We start from the raw sequence: 14551 nt of genomic DNA on the forward strand, positions 1-14551 counted from the left end.
AATGCCTCCGAGGCGCCACCGCCGACCCGCCAACCGCAGCCCGGAAACCCCACCCGCCGTATGGACGAAGGATACGATCCACATGCGGGGCTATGATCCATGTGCCTTTCCTCGTCCACTCCCAAGGTGGAGCAATACAAGACCTCGGCGCAGGCCCAGGAGCCGGATAACGGCGCCATTCAGACGGCGGCGGCGCGGCGGGCGACCGACCGGCTGAGGGCCGGGGGCTCCACCATTCTCACCAGTGCCAACGGCGTGTTGCAGGATGCGACCACGCAAAAGTCAGTCCTTCTGGGGGTGTGATGGAAGCGCGCGCCAATGAAACGCAGGTCCAGTATCACCGCCGCCGGGCCGAGGAGCTGAAGCGGGTTCGCCAGCCGTGGGAGGCCACCTGGAACGGCCTTGCCGATTTCGTGGCGCCGCATCGACTGCGCCTCGAAGCCACCGACGAGCGGGCGATTTCGCGCAAGCGCATTCTCGACCCCTCCGGCACCTTCGCCTGGCGGACGCTGGCCTCCGGCATGCACTCGGGGCTGACGTCGCCGGCGCGCCCCTGGTTCCGCTTTGCCACCGTCGATCCGGAGCTGCGAGAGTGGGGCCCGGTGAAGCTGTGGGTGGACGAGGTGGAGGCGATCGAGCGGCGGATGTTCCAGCGCTCCAACGTCTATCCCGCCTTCCACGAGGGCTATGGCGACATCGGCCTGTTCGGCCAGTCCTGCGGCATATTGATCGAGGGCGGCGACGACCCGCTGCACATGATCCAGCTGCTGCACGGCCGCTTCTGGATCGCGCGGGACGCCGAGGGCCGGGCGACGACGCTCTACCGCATGCTGCGCTGGTCGGTGGAGAAGATCGTGCGGCGGTTCGGGCTCGACACCATCTCGTCATCCATCCGCTCGGCCTATGACGCTGGCCGCTACGACCAGACCTTCGACATCTGGCACGCCATCGAGCCGCGCCAGAATCGCGACAGCGGCAAGATCGACAAGCGCAACAAGCCGTTCCTCTCCAATTACTGGGAGGCCAATGGCAACTCCGGTGATGGCCTCTTGGAGGAAAGCGGTTTCGACAGCAACCCGATCATCTGCCCGCCGTGGCTGATCTGCGGCGACGACGCTTACGCGCAGTCGCCCGGCATGGACACCATCGGCGACGTGAAGTCGTTGCAGGCCATGGTGCGCGACAAGCTGGAGGTGATCGCAAAATTGGCGCGGCCGCCGCTGCAGGGGCCGACGAGTTTGAACGGCAACCCGATGTCGCTGCTGCCCGGCGCCATCACCTTCGTCGACGACCCGACGGGGAAGGGGCTCAGGCCGGTGATGGAGGCGTCGCCGCAGATCGGGCCGCTGTTGCAGGACATCGCCGAGACGCGGCAGCGCATCTCCACCGGCTTCTATGCCGACCTGTTCCTGATGCTGTCCAACATGGAGGGCATCCAGCCGCGCAACCAGATGGAAATCGCCGAGCGCAAGGAAGAGAAGCTGTTGGCGCTCGGGCCGGTGCTGGAGAACATCTACAACAACCAGCTGGAGCCCTGCGTCGACCGGGCGTTCGAGATCGGCCTCAAGCGCAACCTGTTCCCCCCGCCGCCGCGCGAGATCCAGAACCAGCGCCTAGCGGTGGAATATATCTCGACGTTGGCCCAGGCGCAGAAGGCGGTGGCCACCGGCGCCGTGGAGCGGCTCGTCGGCTTCGCCAGCCAGTGGGCGGCGATGAAGCCGGAGGTGCTGGACAAGCTCGATGCCGACCAGTCGATCGACGTCTACGCCGACATGATCGGCGCGCCGGCAGCCATCGTGGTGCCCGACGACAAGGTGCAGGAAGCGCGGCAGGCGCGGGCGCAACAGCAGCAGCAGGCGCAGATGGCGCAAATGGCGAAGACGGTCGCGCCGGCGATCTCCGCCGGGGCGGATGCGGTGCGGGCGGGGAAGGATGCGGGGATCGATCCGGCAGCGGCGCAGCAGCTGATGGCGCAGCTGGGGATTGGGGGTGGGTAGGGGTAGGGAGGCCGATATGGGCCGGAGAGCTCTACCTTCCTGAGGTCCTGCGCCTGCGCGCAGGATGACAGCTTATGTGATTGTTTTCATTTATATAAAGCCGTCATCCTGCGCGCAGGCGCAGGACCTCAGGCAGAACTGGGTGAGTGGCTACTATAGGGCGCGTCCGAATGGCGCCCATGCCGGATTGCGCGATTTAATCTCCTAAAATCAACAGGATACCTTTGTGATGCTCGATGAGTTCGAAGCGCGTGAGGCGCGGGATGCCGAGGCGCGCAAACACGCCGCGCAGGAGGAGGCGGATCTTGTCGATGCTTTCCGCCTGATGATGGAAACGGCCGAGGGCAAGCGGGTGGTGTTCTGGCTGCTGGGCCGGGCGGGGCTCTACGCCAATGCCTTCGATGCCGGCAGCGAGGCGGCCGAGCGCTATCGCCTGGGGCGGCAGTCCCTGGGGCTCGAAATCCTGCAGAAACTCGATCTCGTCGACCTCAGGCTCTACCCGCGCCTGCTGCTCGAACGCGGCGAGGCGAAGGAGCTGGAACGGGCCGCCCGCATGGCCGCCGGCAAACCAGAAGATGGGGACGACCAATATGCTTGAGCGATGGATGAGCGGTGCGGCGGTGTTTGCGCCTGAGGGTGACGGCATGGGCGAGGGCGCGGAAGCGGCTGCGCCTGAGAGCCTGATGTTCCCGAGCGAGGCTGGGCCGACTGATACCGGGGCCGAAAGCGAGGCCTCACCGCCGGACCAGGACACTCCCGAGACGGAGGCCCCCAACCCCGACGACGAAATCCCCGATGATGGCCGCTACGACTTCGACCTGCCCGAGGGCATGGCGATGGACGAGAAGCTGGCCGAGGCGATGCAGCCGGTGCTGAAAGACATCGGCCTGACGCGCGGCCAGGCGCAGGCGCTGGCCGGCGCGCTCGCCAGTCATCGCCAGGCGGAAGCTGCGGCCGGCGCCCATGAGTGGGCCGACATCCAGACGGGATGGATCGCCTCGGCCAAGAAGGACCAGGAGATCGGCGGCGCCCGCTGGGACGCCTCGGTTTCCACCGCGCAGGGCGCGCTCGCCCGCTTCGGCACGCCGGGGCTTCGCACCTTCCTCACCGAAAGTGGCGGCGGAAACCACCCGGAAGTTATCCGGTTCATGGCGCGCGTCGGAAGCGCGATCGCCGAAGACCGGCCGGAGAGCGGCGGGGCCGGGGCAGGTCGCCCCATCGATGCCGCCCACCTGCTGTTTCCGAGCGACAAGCCCAAGGGGTAAATGACACATGGCCACCGTTGGCACCTACTACCCGAACCTGATCGACGCGCAGAAGCAGAGCGCCGAGGGTACGGTTCTCGAAATCCTGTCGCAGCAGAATCCGGTGCTGGACGACGCGATGGTCACCGTCTGCAACCAGCAGGCCATCCATCGCCACATGATCCGCACCGGCCTGCCGTCCGTCGCCTGGGGGCGTCTCTACAAGGGCGTGCCGCAGTCGAAGGCCACCGTGCAGCAGGTGGACGACACCACCGGCTTCCTCGAGGCGCGCTCGGAGATCGACGTGCGCCTGCTCGCTCTTGCCAAGGACGCCGCCAAGCAGCGCCTCGTCGACAGCGCGCCGTTCCTCGAGGCGATGAACCAGGAGATGGCGACCGGCATCTTCTACCACGACGTCGCCACCACGCCGGAGAAGTTCAAGGGCCTCGCCGCCCGCTACAATGCCTATTACGACGGCCCCAACGCCACCAAGCCCAACGTCGCCGCCGGACAGGTGATCGACGGCGGCGGCCGAGGTGCCGACAACACCTCCATCTGGTTCGTCACCTGGGGCGACCACGCCACGTCGCTCCTGACGCCCGAGGGCATCCCGACGGGCGTTCAGGTTGCCGACAAGGGCGAGGAAGTGACGCTGGATGCGGCCGGCAACAAGTTCTACGTCAAGTCGACGCTGTTCTCCTGGCACGTCGGCATGTTCGTCAAGGACTGGCGCTACAACGCCCGCATCGCCAACATCGACGTTTCCGACATGATGGCGGGGTCGGTGGACATCTGGAAGCTCTTGCGTGAGGCCTACTATCGCCTGCAGTCGCGCCGGCTGAACGCCACGTCGAGCCGCATCGCCATCTACATGAACCGCGACGTCCTCGAAGTGCTCGACGCCCAGTCGTCCGACCGGTCGCTGATCACCAACGCCGGCACCGCCAACTACAGCGCGCCGGGCCTCAAGCGCGACAGCATCGAGGGCAAGGAAGTGCTGACCTATCGCGGCATTCCGATCCGCGAGACGGATGCGCTGCTGAACACGGAAGCGGCCCTTCCGGCTTATGCGGGCTGATCGCTGAGTTCTGAAGTGCCCGCCTCGGCGGGCGCCTTTCTCCCCGTTTTCTCAAGGACAAACCCATGATCCTGGACACTCAGGCGCTGTTCTCGGACGCTCAGGCGGTGACCGCGACGGCCGCCTCCACCAACACCATCGACTTCGGCCCGATCTCGCCGGCCGCGCGCAACTTCGACGTCGGCAAGGGCGACGACGTGGCGCTGCTGGTGCAGGTGGTGGAGGACTTCAACAACCTTACCTCGCTCTCGATCGACCTGGAACTCGACAGCACCACGACGTTCACGCCCGACCGCGTCATCCCGCTGGCCACCGTGCCGCTCGCCAAGCTGAAGGCCGGTTCGCAGATCGCCTGCGACGGCCTGCCGCGCGGCCTGACCCTGCAGTACGGCCGCCTCAAGTACACGGTCACCGGCACGGCGCCGACCACGGGCAAGATCACCGCCGGCGTGGTGGCCGGAGTACAGTCCAACGGGGTGGCCATCTGATGCGCGTCACCGCCGTCCGCAAGGGCTACTTCGGCGGCAAGATCCGCGACGCCGGGGAGGTCTTCGACCTTCCCGACGCGCTGATGAAGGGTGGCGTGAAACCGTCGTGGGTGGAGGCGGAAGGAGAATCCGCCGCCCCACCTCACCCCGCCGACGACCCCGCCCCCCGCAAGCGCGGAAGGAAGCCGAAGGCCGCGAGCACGCCGGAGGCTCCCGCCGGCAACGGCCTGACGGAAGCCCTCGGCGGCCCCCCGCCGGACTGGCTGCCGGGGGATCTGGGCGAGTGAGGCAAGGATGAGTGAGACAGGCGGGCTTCGGCCCGCCTGAGCTTTTTGGGGGGAGACCTATATCGGCCCCGTGCCCCTTCCGGCCTGAGGTCCTGCGCCTGAAGCGCAGGATGACAATTTATATAAATGGAACAAATAGATATAGGTTTTCGCCTGCTCTCTTAGGTCGGCGTGTTCCGCATGGGGCGGTGATGCCGTGAGGAACCCTTGCGGCCACCTAACCGATTGCATCCTTTATATAAATCGTCATCCTGCGCTTCAGGCGCAGGACCTCGGGCCGGAAGGGGCGGTACTCCGATATAGGTCTCCCTTGGACGCACGTTCAGCGAGGGTGCGCGCAATCCACCTCCGCTCGTCGCCCCACCTGTACTTTCCTCACTCGCCCCCGCTCAAGTATATCCGCCGCTTTCCGTGCGCCGCTGCCACACCTTCCGGCAAATTCGAGACATATAGCCGTCTCGGCGGCCCAAGCTTCCCCGTTTAACGAAGCGCTAACCAATCTAGACCTCTAACTGGAGCAACGACGCCTGAGCGCGCTCGCGGGATGACATGCCCGGAGAAGGTCTCGGCCCATCCAGTCTTCGGTCCACGTAGTGCGCCGGACTCGGTTTCTTCCCGATGGTTGGGATGGCGGCGATGCGTCAAGTTTACTCGCCGAATCCACTTTTCGCTGGCTTGTTCGCGGGGGTGCCCCTTGACCTCTGTTCTCGCTCTTCTTGCCGGGCTCTCGGTGGCCCAGGCGGCCGGTCCGAACGGCTTTTACGACATGTGCGCCGTCACGGCGGCCGAGTGCCAGCCGGTGGCGCAGACGCGCAGCCTGGGCTTTGACGAGGTCGACAGGATCAACCGCGCCGTCAATGGCGAGATCCGGCCTGAGGTGGAGCCGGAGGGCAAGGACGTCTGGCTGTTGGCGCCGAGCGAGGGCGACTGCGACGACTATGTGATGACCAAGCGGCACCGGCTGATCGCCGCCGGGCTCGGCAGCGCCGAGGCGCGCGTTGCCGTGGGGGTGGCCAAGGGGCAGCTCCACGCCGTGCTGGTGGTCCATCTCGGGCCCGAGTTCTACGTGCTCGACAACCTGACCGACGAGATGCTGCCGGTGCAGCGCTCGGCCGTGCGCATCCTCACCGTGCAGTCGCCGGCCGACCCGCGCGACTGGCTGAAGGCGCCGGGCAGCGTGGCGGGCGCCGGGCAGGTGGTGGCGGCGGGGCGCAATCTGCCGTAGCATCCCCGGCGATCCGGCCCGAAGCCGCCCGCCAGGAGAGCCGCATGCAGCCGCAAGAGCACATGAAACTCTACGAAGCCAGTCTTGCGCGGCAATGCTTCGACGAGGTCGCCCCGCTGCTGTCGGCGGAGGCGGTGTTCTGGTTCACCGACGGCACCCATCGCGGCATTGACGCCATTCGGGCCGCGTTCGAGGAGACCTGGCGGACGCTTCGGAACGAGACGTACTGGCTGGAGGATGTCGACTGGATCGCGGTGGGCGACACGGCGGCGAGCTGCACCTACCGCTTCCGCTGGACGGCCGACATCGACGGCAAGGCCTGCGAAGGCGAGGGGCGCGGCACCACCGTGTTGCGCAAGGAGGGCGGCGTGTGGAAGATCGTCCACGAGCACCTCAGCCGCTTTCCGAAGTGAGCGGCGTTTGATGGGCTCGGAAACGCTGCCAAGGTAGGCCCCCCGCATGGAAATCCGCTACGGCCTCGCCGGCCCCACCGACGCCGCCAACCTCGCCGCTCTCTCGATCGAGGTCTGGCTCCACACCTATGCGCGCGACGGCATCCGCCAGGCCTTCTCGGACTACGTGCTGCGCGAGTTCACGGCGGAGCGGTTCGTGGGCCATGTCGCCGACCCGCGCGGGGCCGTGCTGAAATGCGAGCGCGGCCCGTATCTCCTCGGCTATCTCCTGCTGGATTTCGACGCCGCCTGCCCGACGGTGCCGGGGCTCAAGGGCGAGATCGCCACGCTCTACGTCCGGTCGCGGCATGCCCGCGAGGGCATCGGCACGGGCCTTCTCGCAGAGGCGGCCGACCTCGGCCGGGCGCGCGGGCTCGAGAGGTTCTGGCTCGCCGTCAACCACGAGAACGCGCCGGCCCTCCGCTTCTACGAGGCGCAAGGTTTCAGCCGCCATGGCTCGCGCGATTTCGAGCTGGACGGGGAGCGGCACGAGAACTTCATTCTGGTGAGGGGAGTGGGGTGAGGGTGGCTCTGCCTTTGTCCCGTTCAGGCGTCGTTCCCCATGTCGTCCTCGGCGATGTCCCGGTATCGGCTCAACACCCTGACGACGTCGATGGCGTTGGGTTGAGCGATGTAGAAGATGACGTAGTTGCCGATCGGGAAGCTGCGGATGTCGGGGCTGAGTTCAGGTCGCGCCCGGCCGGCGAGCGGGGTGTCGGCCAGCATGGCGAGCACGCTCTCGATCCGTCGCAAAAGGCGGTCGGCGGCCGCTTCGTTGTCGTCGGCGACATAGGTCCAGATCTCGATGAGATCGAGGCGCGCCCGTGGGCGGCGGACGATCTCCAGGCTCATGATGGCAGCTTCTGCCCCGCGTTCCTGAGCCGACGCGCTTCCTCGAGGATCGCGTCCATGTCCATGGGCGCCGGCGGGCCGCTGTCGATCCCCTCGGCGATGTCGCGCCGGAGAGCGTCGAGCTTGGCTTGCCTGAGGTTCTCCTGCTCTTCGAGAAGGCGCAGGCCGTCGCGCAGCACCTCGCTGGCCGAGGCATAGCGGCCGCTGGCAACCAGTTGCTTGACGAAGCCCTCGAAGCGGTCGCCGAGTGTGTAGCTGGACGGCATGGGCAGTCTCCTTTGTCGTCACTATATCATTTTATGATAGTTGGCCCAAGAGAATGTCTCTCGCCACCGCCATCCTTCCAAGCAAGGGAAACACGAGCTGGTGCGGCGCGAGCGGGGGAGTGCCATATCGGCCGCTGCTCAGCACTTCAGCGCCGCCTTGCCCGCTGCCTCGATAGCCTTGTGGATGAGGGTCAGCGCGGCGATGGCGGGTTCGGGGCCGAAGGCCAGATCGGCTTTGCCGGCGATGGCGTCGACGACGTTGGCGTAGAAGGCTTGGTGGCGGGAAGGTTCCAGCGGCACGCGCTCGCGGATCGTCCGGCCGTCGCGCTCGGTGTGGAGGAGGGCGGTCGGCGGCGCGTCGTGCGGCTGGGCGCTCTCGTGCGGGATGACGAGCGAGCCCTTCTTGCCGTGGGCGACGATCACCGGCCCCTGCTCGCGCACGAAGGTGCTGGCGCGCAGCAGCACGCGGTGGCCGGGGTAGCGGAAGCGGACGTCGAAGAAATCGGTGGCGGCGTTGGGCCGGCGGAGCGAATCCATGTCGGCGGCCACCGTATCAGGCGCGCCGAACAGGGTCAGCATGCCGTCGACGAGGTGGATGCCGAGGTCGAACCAGGTGCCGGCGCCGGGCAGGTCGTCCTCCTTCCAGCGCTTGTGGGTGATGGCGGCGCGGTAGCGGTCGTAGTGCCATTCCAGCTCGACGAGGTCGCCGAGATCGCCGGCGTCGAGGTGGCGCTTCAGGGTGAGAAAGTCGCCGTCGAGCCGGCGATTGTGGAACACGGCGAGGAGGCGGCCGGCCGCCTTGGCCTCGGCGGCGAGCGCGCGGGCGTCGTCCATGGTCACGGTGATGGGCTTTTCCAGCACCACGTGCTTGCCGGCGGCGAGCGCCGCGCTGGCCATGGGGTAGTGCGTTTCGTTGGGCGTGTTGACGACGACGAGGTCGATGGCGGGATCGTCGAGGATGGCCTGAAAATCCGCAACGCAGCGGACGCCCCCGGGCTCGCTGCCGTCGGGGCCGGAACGGCGCAGGATGGCGGCGAGCGACAGGCGCGGCTCGGCGGCGATCAGCGGCGCGTGGAACTCCCGGCCCGACATGCCCCAGGCGGCAAGGGCGACGTTGAGGATCATGTGATGTCCGCTCCCGGTGTGTGGGCGGGCAGTATGGGGCGATTGCGGGGGAGAGGCCAGAGAGGGAGCGTGATATGGGACGCGGCGATTTCTCGTCCTGAGGTCCTGCGCCTAAAGCGCAGGATGACAGATTGATATAGAGGTATCAGTGGGATGAGCGGCCCGCAAAGCCGCAAAGTGTCATCATTGCCATGATGCGGAGCATGGCGCTTGCATGTACATGCGCGCCGCTATCCGATTGGTCCATTTATATAGATTTGTCATCCTTGCGAAAGCGAGGACCTCGGGCAGGAAGGGGCGCAGTGGCTGATATCGGTCTCCCCTTGGGGAAGGGAGCTTGATAGGGGCGTTGAGATTTCTTGTCCTGAGGTCCTCGCTTTCGCAAGGATGACAAATCTATATAGAGGTGTCAGTGGGATAAGCGATCCGCGCAGCCGCAAAACGTCATCACTGCCATGATGCGGAGCGTAGCGCTCGCTTGTACATGCGCTCCGCTATCCGATTGGTCCATTTATATGAATCCGTCATCCGCTCGTGTGGCGGCCCCCAGGCAGCAGGGACGAGGGGTGACATCACCCGCCCCCCTCACAGCCCCTCCACCGCGCCGATCCTCAGCGTGGCCACAAGGATCACGCCGAGCATGGCGGAGACGAGGGCGACGATGGCGGGCCAGCCGCCGAGGCTCCACAGCCAGCCTCCGCCCGAGCCCATGCTGGACGATCCCGCGTAATAGGCGAGGAGGTAGAGCGAGGAGGCGTGGCCCTTGGAGCCCTTGGCCAGCCGGCCGACCCAGCCGCTTGCCACCGAGTGGATGATGAAGAAGCCGCCGGTGATGCCGGTGAGGCCGAGCACGATCATGACGATGGACGACGACAGCGTCATCAGCGTGCCCGCGGCCATGAGGGCGACGCCGATGAGCTGCGCCGGCAAGCGGCCGTGGCGGTCGGCGAGGATGCCGGCCCAGGGGGAGGCGACGACGCCGGCGACGTAGACCAGGAACATGGCGCTGATGAAGCCGGGCGACAGGCCGAAGGGGGCGTCGGTCAGGCGGAAGGTCAGGTAGTTGAACAGGGCGACGAAGCTGCCCAGCGCCAGGAAGCCGCAGAGGAACACCAGCGCCATGCCCGGCGTTCTGAGGTGGGCGAGCCAGGCGCGGCCATGGGCGGCAAGGCTCATGCCCTTGCGGCGGACGAAGTTGCGCGAGGGCGGCAGCAGCAGGGCGAAGCCGGCGGCGGCGATCAGGTCGAGAACGCCGATGATGGTCAGCGCGTCGCGCCAGGAGCAGAGCTCCATCAACAGGCCGACGCCAACGCGGCCGGCCATGCCGCCGAAGGCGACGCCGCCGACATAGAGCCCCATGGCGGTGCCGAGCGAGCGCGGCTCGATTTCCTCGGAAATGTAGGCCATGGCAACCGCCGGCACGCCGCCCAGCACGAAGCCCTCGGCGGCGCGGAGCAGCAACAGCATGTGCCAGCTGGGCGACATCGCCGCGCCGATGTGGCAGAGCGCGGCGGCCAGCATGGACCAGAACATCATGCCGCGCCGGCCGAAGCCTTCGGAAAAGGCGCCGGCCAGGAAGATGGCGATGGCGAGGCTGCCGGTGGTCAGCGACAGCGCCAGCGAGCTTTCCGCCGGGCTGACGCCATAGTGCGTCGCAAGGTTCGGCAACAGCGGCTGGATGGCATAGAGCAGCGAAAAGGTGGCGAAACCGGCGAGAAACAGCGCCAGACTGATGCGCCGATAGGCGGCGCTGCCCCGGGTGACATAGGCCGGCGCGGCTGGTTTTGCGGCGGGTGCATCAGCGGGGAAGGCTTCAAGCGGGGAGGCGAGTGACATGATCCATTCCTGTTGGAGGCGCAACCTACTCCCTCGCCAGCTATAGATCGTCGGCAATTTACTTCATTCAGCTATGCCGATAATTTATAGGTATGGACATCACCCAGCTGCGCACCTTCGCCCTCGTCGCCGACCTCGGCAGCCTCAGCAAGGCGTCGGGCCAGCTCAGGATCGCCCAGCCGGCGCTCAGCCGGCAGATCCGCATGCTGGAGGACGATCTCGGCGTGCAGCTGTTCGAGCGGCACGGGCGCGGCATGCGGCTGACCGAGCACGGCGCGGCGGCGCTGGAGCACGCGCGGCACATCCTGGGCGAGCTGGACGACATGCGCGTGGCGGTGGGCGGGCCGGAGGCGGGCATCGTCGGCAGCGTGTCGGTGGGCCTGTCGCCGACCATTTCCAACGCGCTCTCGGTGCCGCTGGTGGCCGCCTTTCGCGCGGCGCATCCGGCGGTGCGGGTGCGCATCGTCACCTCCTACACCGGCTATCTGCTGGACGGGCTGTTCCGGGGCGACATCGACGTCGCCATCTTCTACAGCGCCCGGGCGACGACGGTGCTGCGCACCGAGCCGATCCTCTCCGAACGGCTGTTCCTGATCGGCCCGGTCGATGCCGACCTCAGCCCGCACCGCCCGGTGGCCTTCAAGGATATCGCCGGGCTGCCGCTGTTGCTGCCCAGCCGCAGCCACGACCTCCGGGCGGTGGTCGACGACTGCGCGCGTCAGGCCGGCATCGAGCTCGACGTGGTGGTGGAGGTGGACGGCTACGGCTCGCTGAAGGAGCTGGTGGGCGCCGGCTACGGCTATACGATCATGCCCGCCACCGCCTTCGAGCGCGAACAGACCGCCGGCGACTTCCGCCTCGCCCCCCTCACCGAACCGACGCCGGTGCGCCAGCTGTCGCTGTGCTACCCCAGGGATCGAAGGGTGTCGCGGGCGGCGCTGTTCGCCGGCGAGGTGATGAAGGAGAAGATGATCGGGCTGGTAAGAGAGGGGACGTGGAACGGGACGCTGCTGGCGGGATGAGGCGAAGGCTTGATATAGGGTCCACCTTTCCCACGTCGCCATCGGTGCGCACGGCATCCATGGGCGCTCTATATCGGCGTCGCGCCCCTTCCGGCCTGAGGTACACCTTGAATTCGCGCGCGAATTCAAGCGGCCTGCGCAAGGATGACAATTTATATAAAGAAATCAGTTGGATAATCCGCGATCCACCATGAGGAGCGCATCGTGCTGCCTTATACGGAGGGGAAAACCTCAGAGGCGAGGCGGCGCGCTCTATCCCATTGTTCCATATGTATAAATTGTCATCCTTGCGCAGGCGAGGACCTCAGGCAGGATAGGACGAGGGGGTGATATCAGGCACCCTCTTTCATACGCTCCCATCATTGCGCGCTGTATCCATGGGTACGCTCTTGGAGATGTGTGCATGCCATAGCGCCTTCGCGGGGATGACAATTTATTGATATAAAGCAAATGGTTGCGTCGCGTTTCCTTTGCTTTTGGCGAGCAAATGAGGCTCCCGTTCCCATCACGCGGGACGAGGTGAGGGGCTGATATCGTCGCGTGAGAGCGGCGGCCGATGCCTGTCCGCACCCACGATGCGGTCGAGCCATTCGGCCATCAGCTGGCGCTCGCCGGGGCTGAGGGCGGCGAGGGTGTCGAGGTTGGCGCGGAGGGTGATGGCGGCGACTTCGGGGGCGCCGGCTGGCGTCGGGCTTGTTGCGGTGATGGCGGCGATCAGGGTTTCGCGGGCGGTGGTGGCGAGGCCCATGTCGCGCGCCTCGGGTGGCATGGCGTTGAGCGTCATGACGGTGCCGGTGGCGACGGCCTGAATGAGCGCCGCCGCGCGGGACTCCTCCATCCTGAGACGACCGGCGGCGGCCAGCGCCCGCACGAAATGACGGAGCACGCCGAGGCCCGTTTCGTTGGCCGGCGCCGCGCGCGGGGCGGTGAGGATGGCGTAGAGGGCGGGGTTGTCGACGCCGAAGGCGACGTGAAGGTCGAAGGCGCGGCGGAAGTTCTCCAGCGGATCTGCCGATTGCTGGCGCGTCGATTGGGCCGCCACGTATTTCCACAGGCCGTGTTCGGCGGTGGCGTCCAGGAGGCCCTGCTTGTCCTGAAACAGGCGGTAGAGCGTCGGCGCCTGAACGCCGGCCGCCGCCGCCACGGCGCGGGTGGTCAACGCCGCCGGTCCGCCCGCGCGGAGCAGCGCTTCGGCCGCCTCGAGAATGCGGGTGTGGGCGGACGTGTCGTCGGATTCGAGGTTCATGGCGGCAGATTATCATTGGCAGCGGAAGGTGGGTAGCGTTGATAGCGATGGCATGATATCGTTGATATCAGATTCTTGTTATCATCGATAAGGAGCGGAGCCATGACCATCGCAGACAAGGTCGTCGTCATCACCGGCGCGGGCAGCGGCATCGGCCGGGCCGCGGCGCTTCATCTGGGGGCGCTCGGGGCCAAGGTGGTGCTGGGCGGGCGGCGGGACGGGCCGATCGCCGAGGTGGCCGGGCGTATCCGGGCCGAGGGTGGCGCGGCCACGCATCTCGCAACCGACGTGACGCAAGCCGAGGCGGTGACGGCGCTGGTGGCGCACGCCGTCGCCAGCTTCGGCCGGCTCGACGTGATGATCAACAACGCCGGCATCGCGCCGCTGTCGCGCCTCGACGCGGGGAAGGTGGGCGATTGGGAGGCGATGATCGATGTGAACCTTCGGGGCGTGCTCCATGGCATCGCCGCTGCGCTGCCGGCCTTCGAGACCGGGGGCGGCCACATCGTCAACGTGGTGTCGACGGCCGGGCTCAAGATCGGGCCGGCCATGGGCCTTTACGCCGCTACCAAGAACGCCGTCAGGACGCTGACCGAGGCACTGCGGCAGGAGTCGACGACCGGCCTCAGGGTGACGGAGATTTCGCCCGGTTTCATCGCCACCGACCTCGGCGACTCCATGCCGGAAGGGCCGATCAAGGAGGCGATGGCGGCACGGATGGGCGAGATCGCGTTGCCACCGGAGGCGGTGGCGAAAGCGATCGCCTACGCTATCGATCAGCCGCCGGAGGTGGAGATCGGCAGCATCGTGATAAGGCCGACCATGCAGGATTGAGGGAGCGCGATATCGGCCCCTGCGTCTTCTCGTCCTGAGGTCCTCGCTTTCGCAAGGATGACAGCTTGATAGGAGCGGGAGATAGCTGGAATGCGCGGGGTGGCCTCTCGATGTGGAGCGATCGAACGGCCTTGCGGGATGACAGCGCGATGGCGAAGAGCGCCACCTAACCGATTGTCATCCCTACAAATAATGCTGTCATCCTTGCGAAAGCGAGGACCTCGGGACGGTGGTGCGAGGGGGACGTATCAATCTCCCTCGGTCATGGAGAGCGATATCGGCTGCTCGTTTCGTTCTACCTGAGGTCCATCTTGAACTCGCGCCGGAGTTCAGGGTGGACCTCAGGCCGAAAAGGGCGAGGGACCCATGGGGTTGCCTACTTGTCCATGGCTCCGGTGAGCACGCTGTCGGTGGTTTCGTCGGGGCCGCAGCAGCAGCTGCAACCGTTCTGCTCCGGGTGGGACTCGTGGGTGCCTTCCAGCTCGCCGCCGTTGCCGCAGCTGCACTTTTCCGGCGGCCGTCTCTTGGGCTCCCCGCTTGCGGATTTTAGCTCTTTCATAGTGGTTTCTCCTCTTCCTGCCCCGTCTCCGCCGGCCGTG

18 protein-coding genes are annotated in these 14551 nt (G+C 66.7%); 12 read left to right on the forward strand and 6 right to left on the reverse strand.

Translation table 11 applies throughout. From position 1 onward, the window contains the following. Positions 1 to 99 precede the first annotated feature (99 nt). The 10 genes from M4J40_RS05115 (at position 100) to M4J40_RS05160 (ending at position 7294) form a co-directional block, all read left to right on the forward strand. The gene (locus tag M4J40_RS05115; protein ID WP_251752637.1) at positions 100 to 303 is read left to right on the forward strand and encodes a hypothetical protein; all 204 of its coding nucleotides are present in this window, start codon (positions 100 to 102) and stop codon (positions 301 to 303) included. Further along, positions 303 to 1997, forward strand: coding sequence for a portal protein (locus M4J40_RS05120; protein ID WP_251752638.1), 1695 nt, complete (start codon positions 303 to 305; stop codon positions 1995 to 1997). The genes M4J40_RS05115 and M4J40_RS05120 overlap by 1 nt, the downstream gene beginning before the upstream one ends. A gap of 229 nt (positions 1998 to 2226) precedes the next feature. Further along, complete coding sequence (locus M4J40_RS05125) at positions 2227 to 2595, forward strand: hypothetical protein (protein ID WP_251752639.1); 369 nt, start codon at positions 2227 to 2229, stop codon at positions 2593 to 2595. Further along, entirely contained in the window at positions 2573 to 3262 is a 690-nt protein-coding gene (locus M4J40_RS05130; RefSeq protein WP_251752640.1) for a hypothetical protein, read from the forward strand. The genes M4J40_RS05125 and M4J40_RS05130 overlap by 23 nt, the downstream gene beginning before the upstream one ends. A 7-nt stretch (positions 3263 to 3269) precedes the next feature. Further along, positions 3270 to 4319, forward strand: coding sequence for a major capsid protein (locus M4J40_RS05135; RefSeq protein ID WP_251752641.1), 1050 nt, complete (start codon positions 3270 to 3272; stop codon positions 4317 to 4319). Between the two features lie 65 nt (positions 4320 to 4384). Continuing rightward, on the forward strand, positions 4385 to 4807 hold the full coding sequence (locus M4J40_RS05140) for a Bbp16 family capsid cement protein (protein ID WP_251752642.1): 423 nt from the start codon (positions 4385 to 4387) through the stop codon (positions 4805 to 4807). Continuing rightward, complete coding sequence (locus M4J40_RS05145; RefSeq protein WP_251752643.1) at positions 4807 to 5094, forward strand: hypothetical protein; 288 nt, start codon at positions 4807 to 4809, stop codon at positions 5092 to 5094. Before M4J40_RS05140 ends, M4J40_RS05145 begins: the two co-directional genes overlap by 1 nt. A 694-nt stretch (positions 5095 to 5788) precedes the next feature. Then, positions 5789 to 6319 (forward strand): transglutaminase-like cysteine peptidase, encoded by a 531-nt coding sequence (locus tag M4J40_RS05150; RefSeq protein WP_251752644.1) that lies wholly within the window; start codon positions 5789 to 5791, stop codon positions 6317 to 6319. Between the two features lie 44 nt (positions 6320 to 6363). Then, positions 6364 to 6732 carry a DUF4440 domain-containing protein gene (locus M4J40_RS05155; RefSeq protein ID WP_251752645.1) on the forward strand — a complete coding sequence of 123 codons (369 nt, stop codon included), beginning with the start codon at positions 6364 to 6366 and terminating at the stop codon, positions 6730 to 6732. A gap of 46 nt (positions 6733 to 6778) precedes the next feature. After that, positions 6779 to 7294 carry a GNAT family N-acetyltransferase gene (locus M4J40_RS05160; RefSeq protein WP_251752646.1) on the forward strand — a complete coding sequence of 172 codons (516 nt, stop codon included), beginning with the start codon at positions 6779 to 6781 and terminating at the stop codon, positions 7292 to 7294. A gap of 23 nt (positions 7295 to 7317) precedes the next feature. On the opposite strand, the gene M4J40_RS05165 is transcribed toward M4J40_RS05160, so the two are convergent. The 4 genes from M4J40_RS05165 to M4J40_RS05180 form a co-directional block, all read right to left on the reverse strand. Beyond that, positions 7318 to 7623, reverse strand: a complete 306-nt coding sequence (locus M4J40_RS05165) for a type II toxin-antitoxin system RelE/ParE family toxin (protein WP_251752647.1) — start codon at positions 7621 to 7623, stop codon at positions 7318 to 7320. Next, positions 7620 to 7889, reverse strand: coding sequence for a type II toxin-antitoxin system ParD family antitoxin (locus tag M4J40_RS05170; RefSeq protein WP_251752648.1), 270 nt, complete (start codon positions 7887 to 7889; stop codon positions 7620 to 7622). The genes M4J40_RS05165 and M4J40_RS05170 overlap by 4 nt, the downstream gene beginning before the upstream one ends. 138 nt (positions 7890 to 8027) lie before the next feature. Beyond that, positions 8028 to 9014, reverse strand: a complete 987-nt coding sequence (locus tag M4J40_RS05175) for a Gfo/Idh/MocA family oxidoreductase (RefSeq protein ID WP_251752649.1) — start codon at positions 9012 to 9014, stop codon at positions 8028 to 8030. Between the two features lie 585 nt (positions 9015 to 9599). Beyond that, positions 9600 to 10850 carry an MFS transporter gene (locus tag M4J40_RS05180; RefSeq protein ID WP_251752650.1) on the reverse strand — a complete coding sequence of 417 codons (1251 nt, stop codon included), beginning with the start codon at positions 10848 to 10850 and terminating at the stop codon, positions 9600 to 9602. Between the two features lie 92 nt (positions 10851 to 10942). On the opposite strand from M4J40_RS05180, the gene M4J40_RS05185 reads away from it, so the two are divergent. Beyond that, positions 10943 to 11872, forward strand: coding sequence for a LysR substrate-binding domain-containing protein (locus M4J40_RS05185; RefSeq protein WP_251752651.1), 930 nt, complete (start codon positions 10943 to 10945; stop codon positions 11870 to 11872). Between the two features lie 505 nt (positions 11873 to 12377). Here M4J40_RS05185 and M4J40_RS05190 read toward each other — a convergent pair. Continuing rightward, positions 12378 to 13118, reverse strand: coding sequence for a TetR/AcrR family transcriptional regulator (locus M4J40_RS05190; protein WP_251752652.1), 741 nt, complete (start codon positions 13116 to 13118; stop codon positions 12378 to 12380). 102 nt (positions 13119 to 13220) lie between these two features. Between M4J40_RS05190 and M4J40_RS05195 the strand changes: the two genes are divergently transcribed. Next, positions 13221 to 13952 (forward strand): SDR family oxidoreductase, encoded by a 732-nt coding sequence (locus tag M4J40_RS05195; protein WP_251752653.1) that lies wholly within the window; start codon positions 13221 to 13223, stop codon positions 13950 to 13952. 376 nt (positions 13953 to 14328) lie between these two features. Here the strand turns inward: M4J40_RS05195 and M4J40_RS05200 are convergent, their stop codons facing one another. Continuing rightward, entirely contained in the window at positions 14329 to 14511 is a 183-nt protein-coding gene (locus tag M4J40_RS05200; protein ID WP_251752654.1) for a hypothetical protein, read from the reverse strand. Positions 14512 to 14551: the final 40 nt, after the last annotated feature.

Origin of the sequence: Pleomorphomonas sp. JP5 (assembly GCF_023721815.1) — a bacterium.
Lineage (GTDB): Bacteria > Pseudomonadota > Alphaproteobacteria > Rhizobiales > Pleomorphomonadaceae > Pleomorphomonas.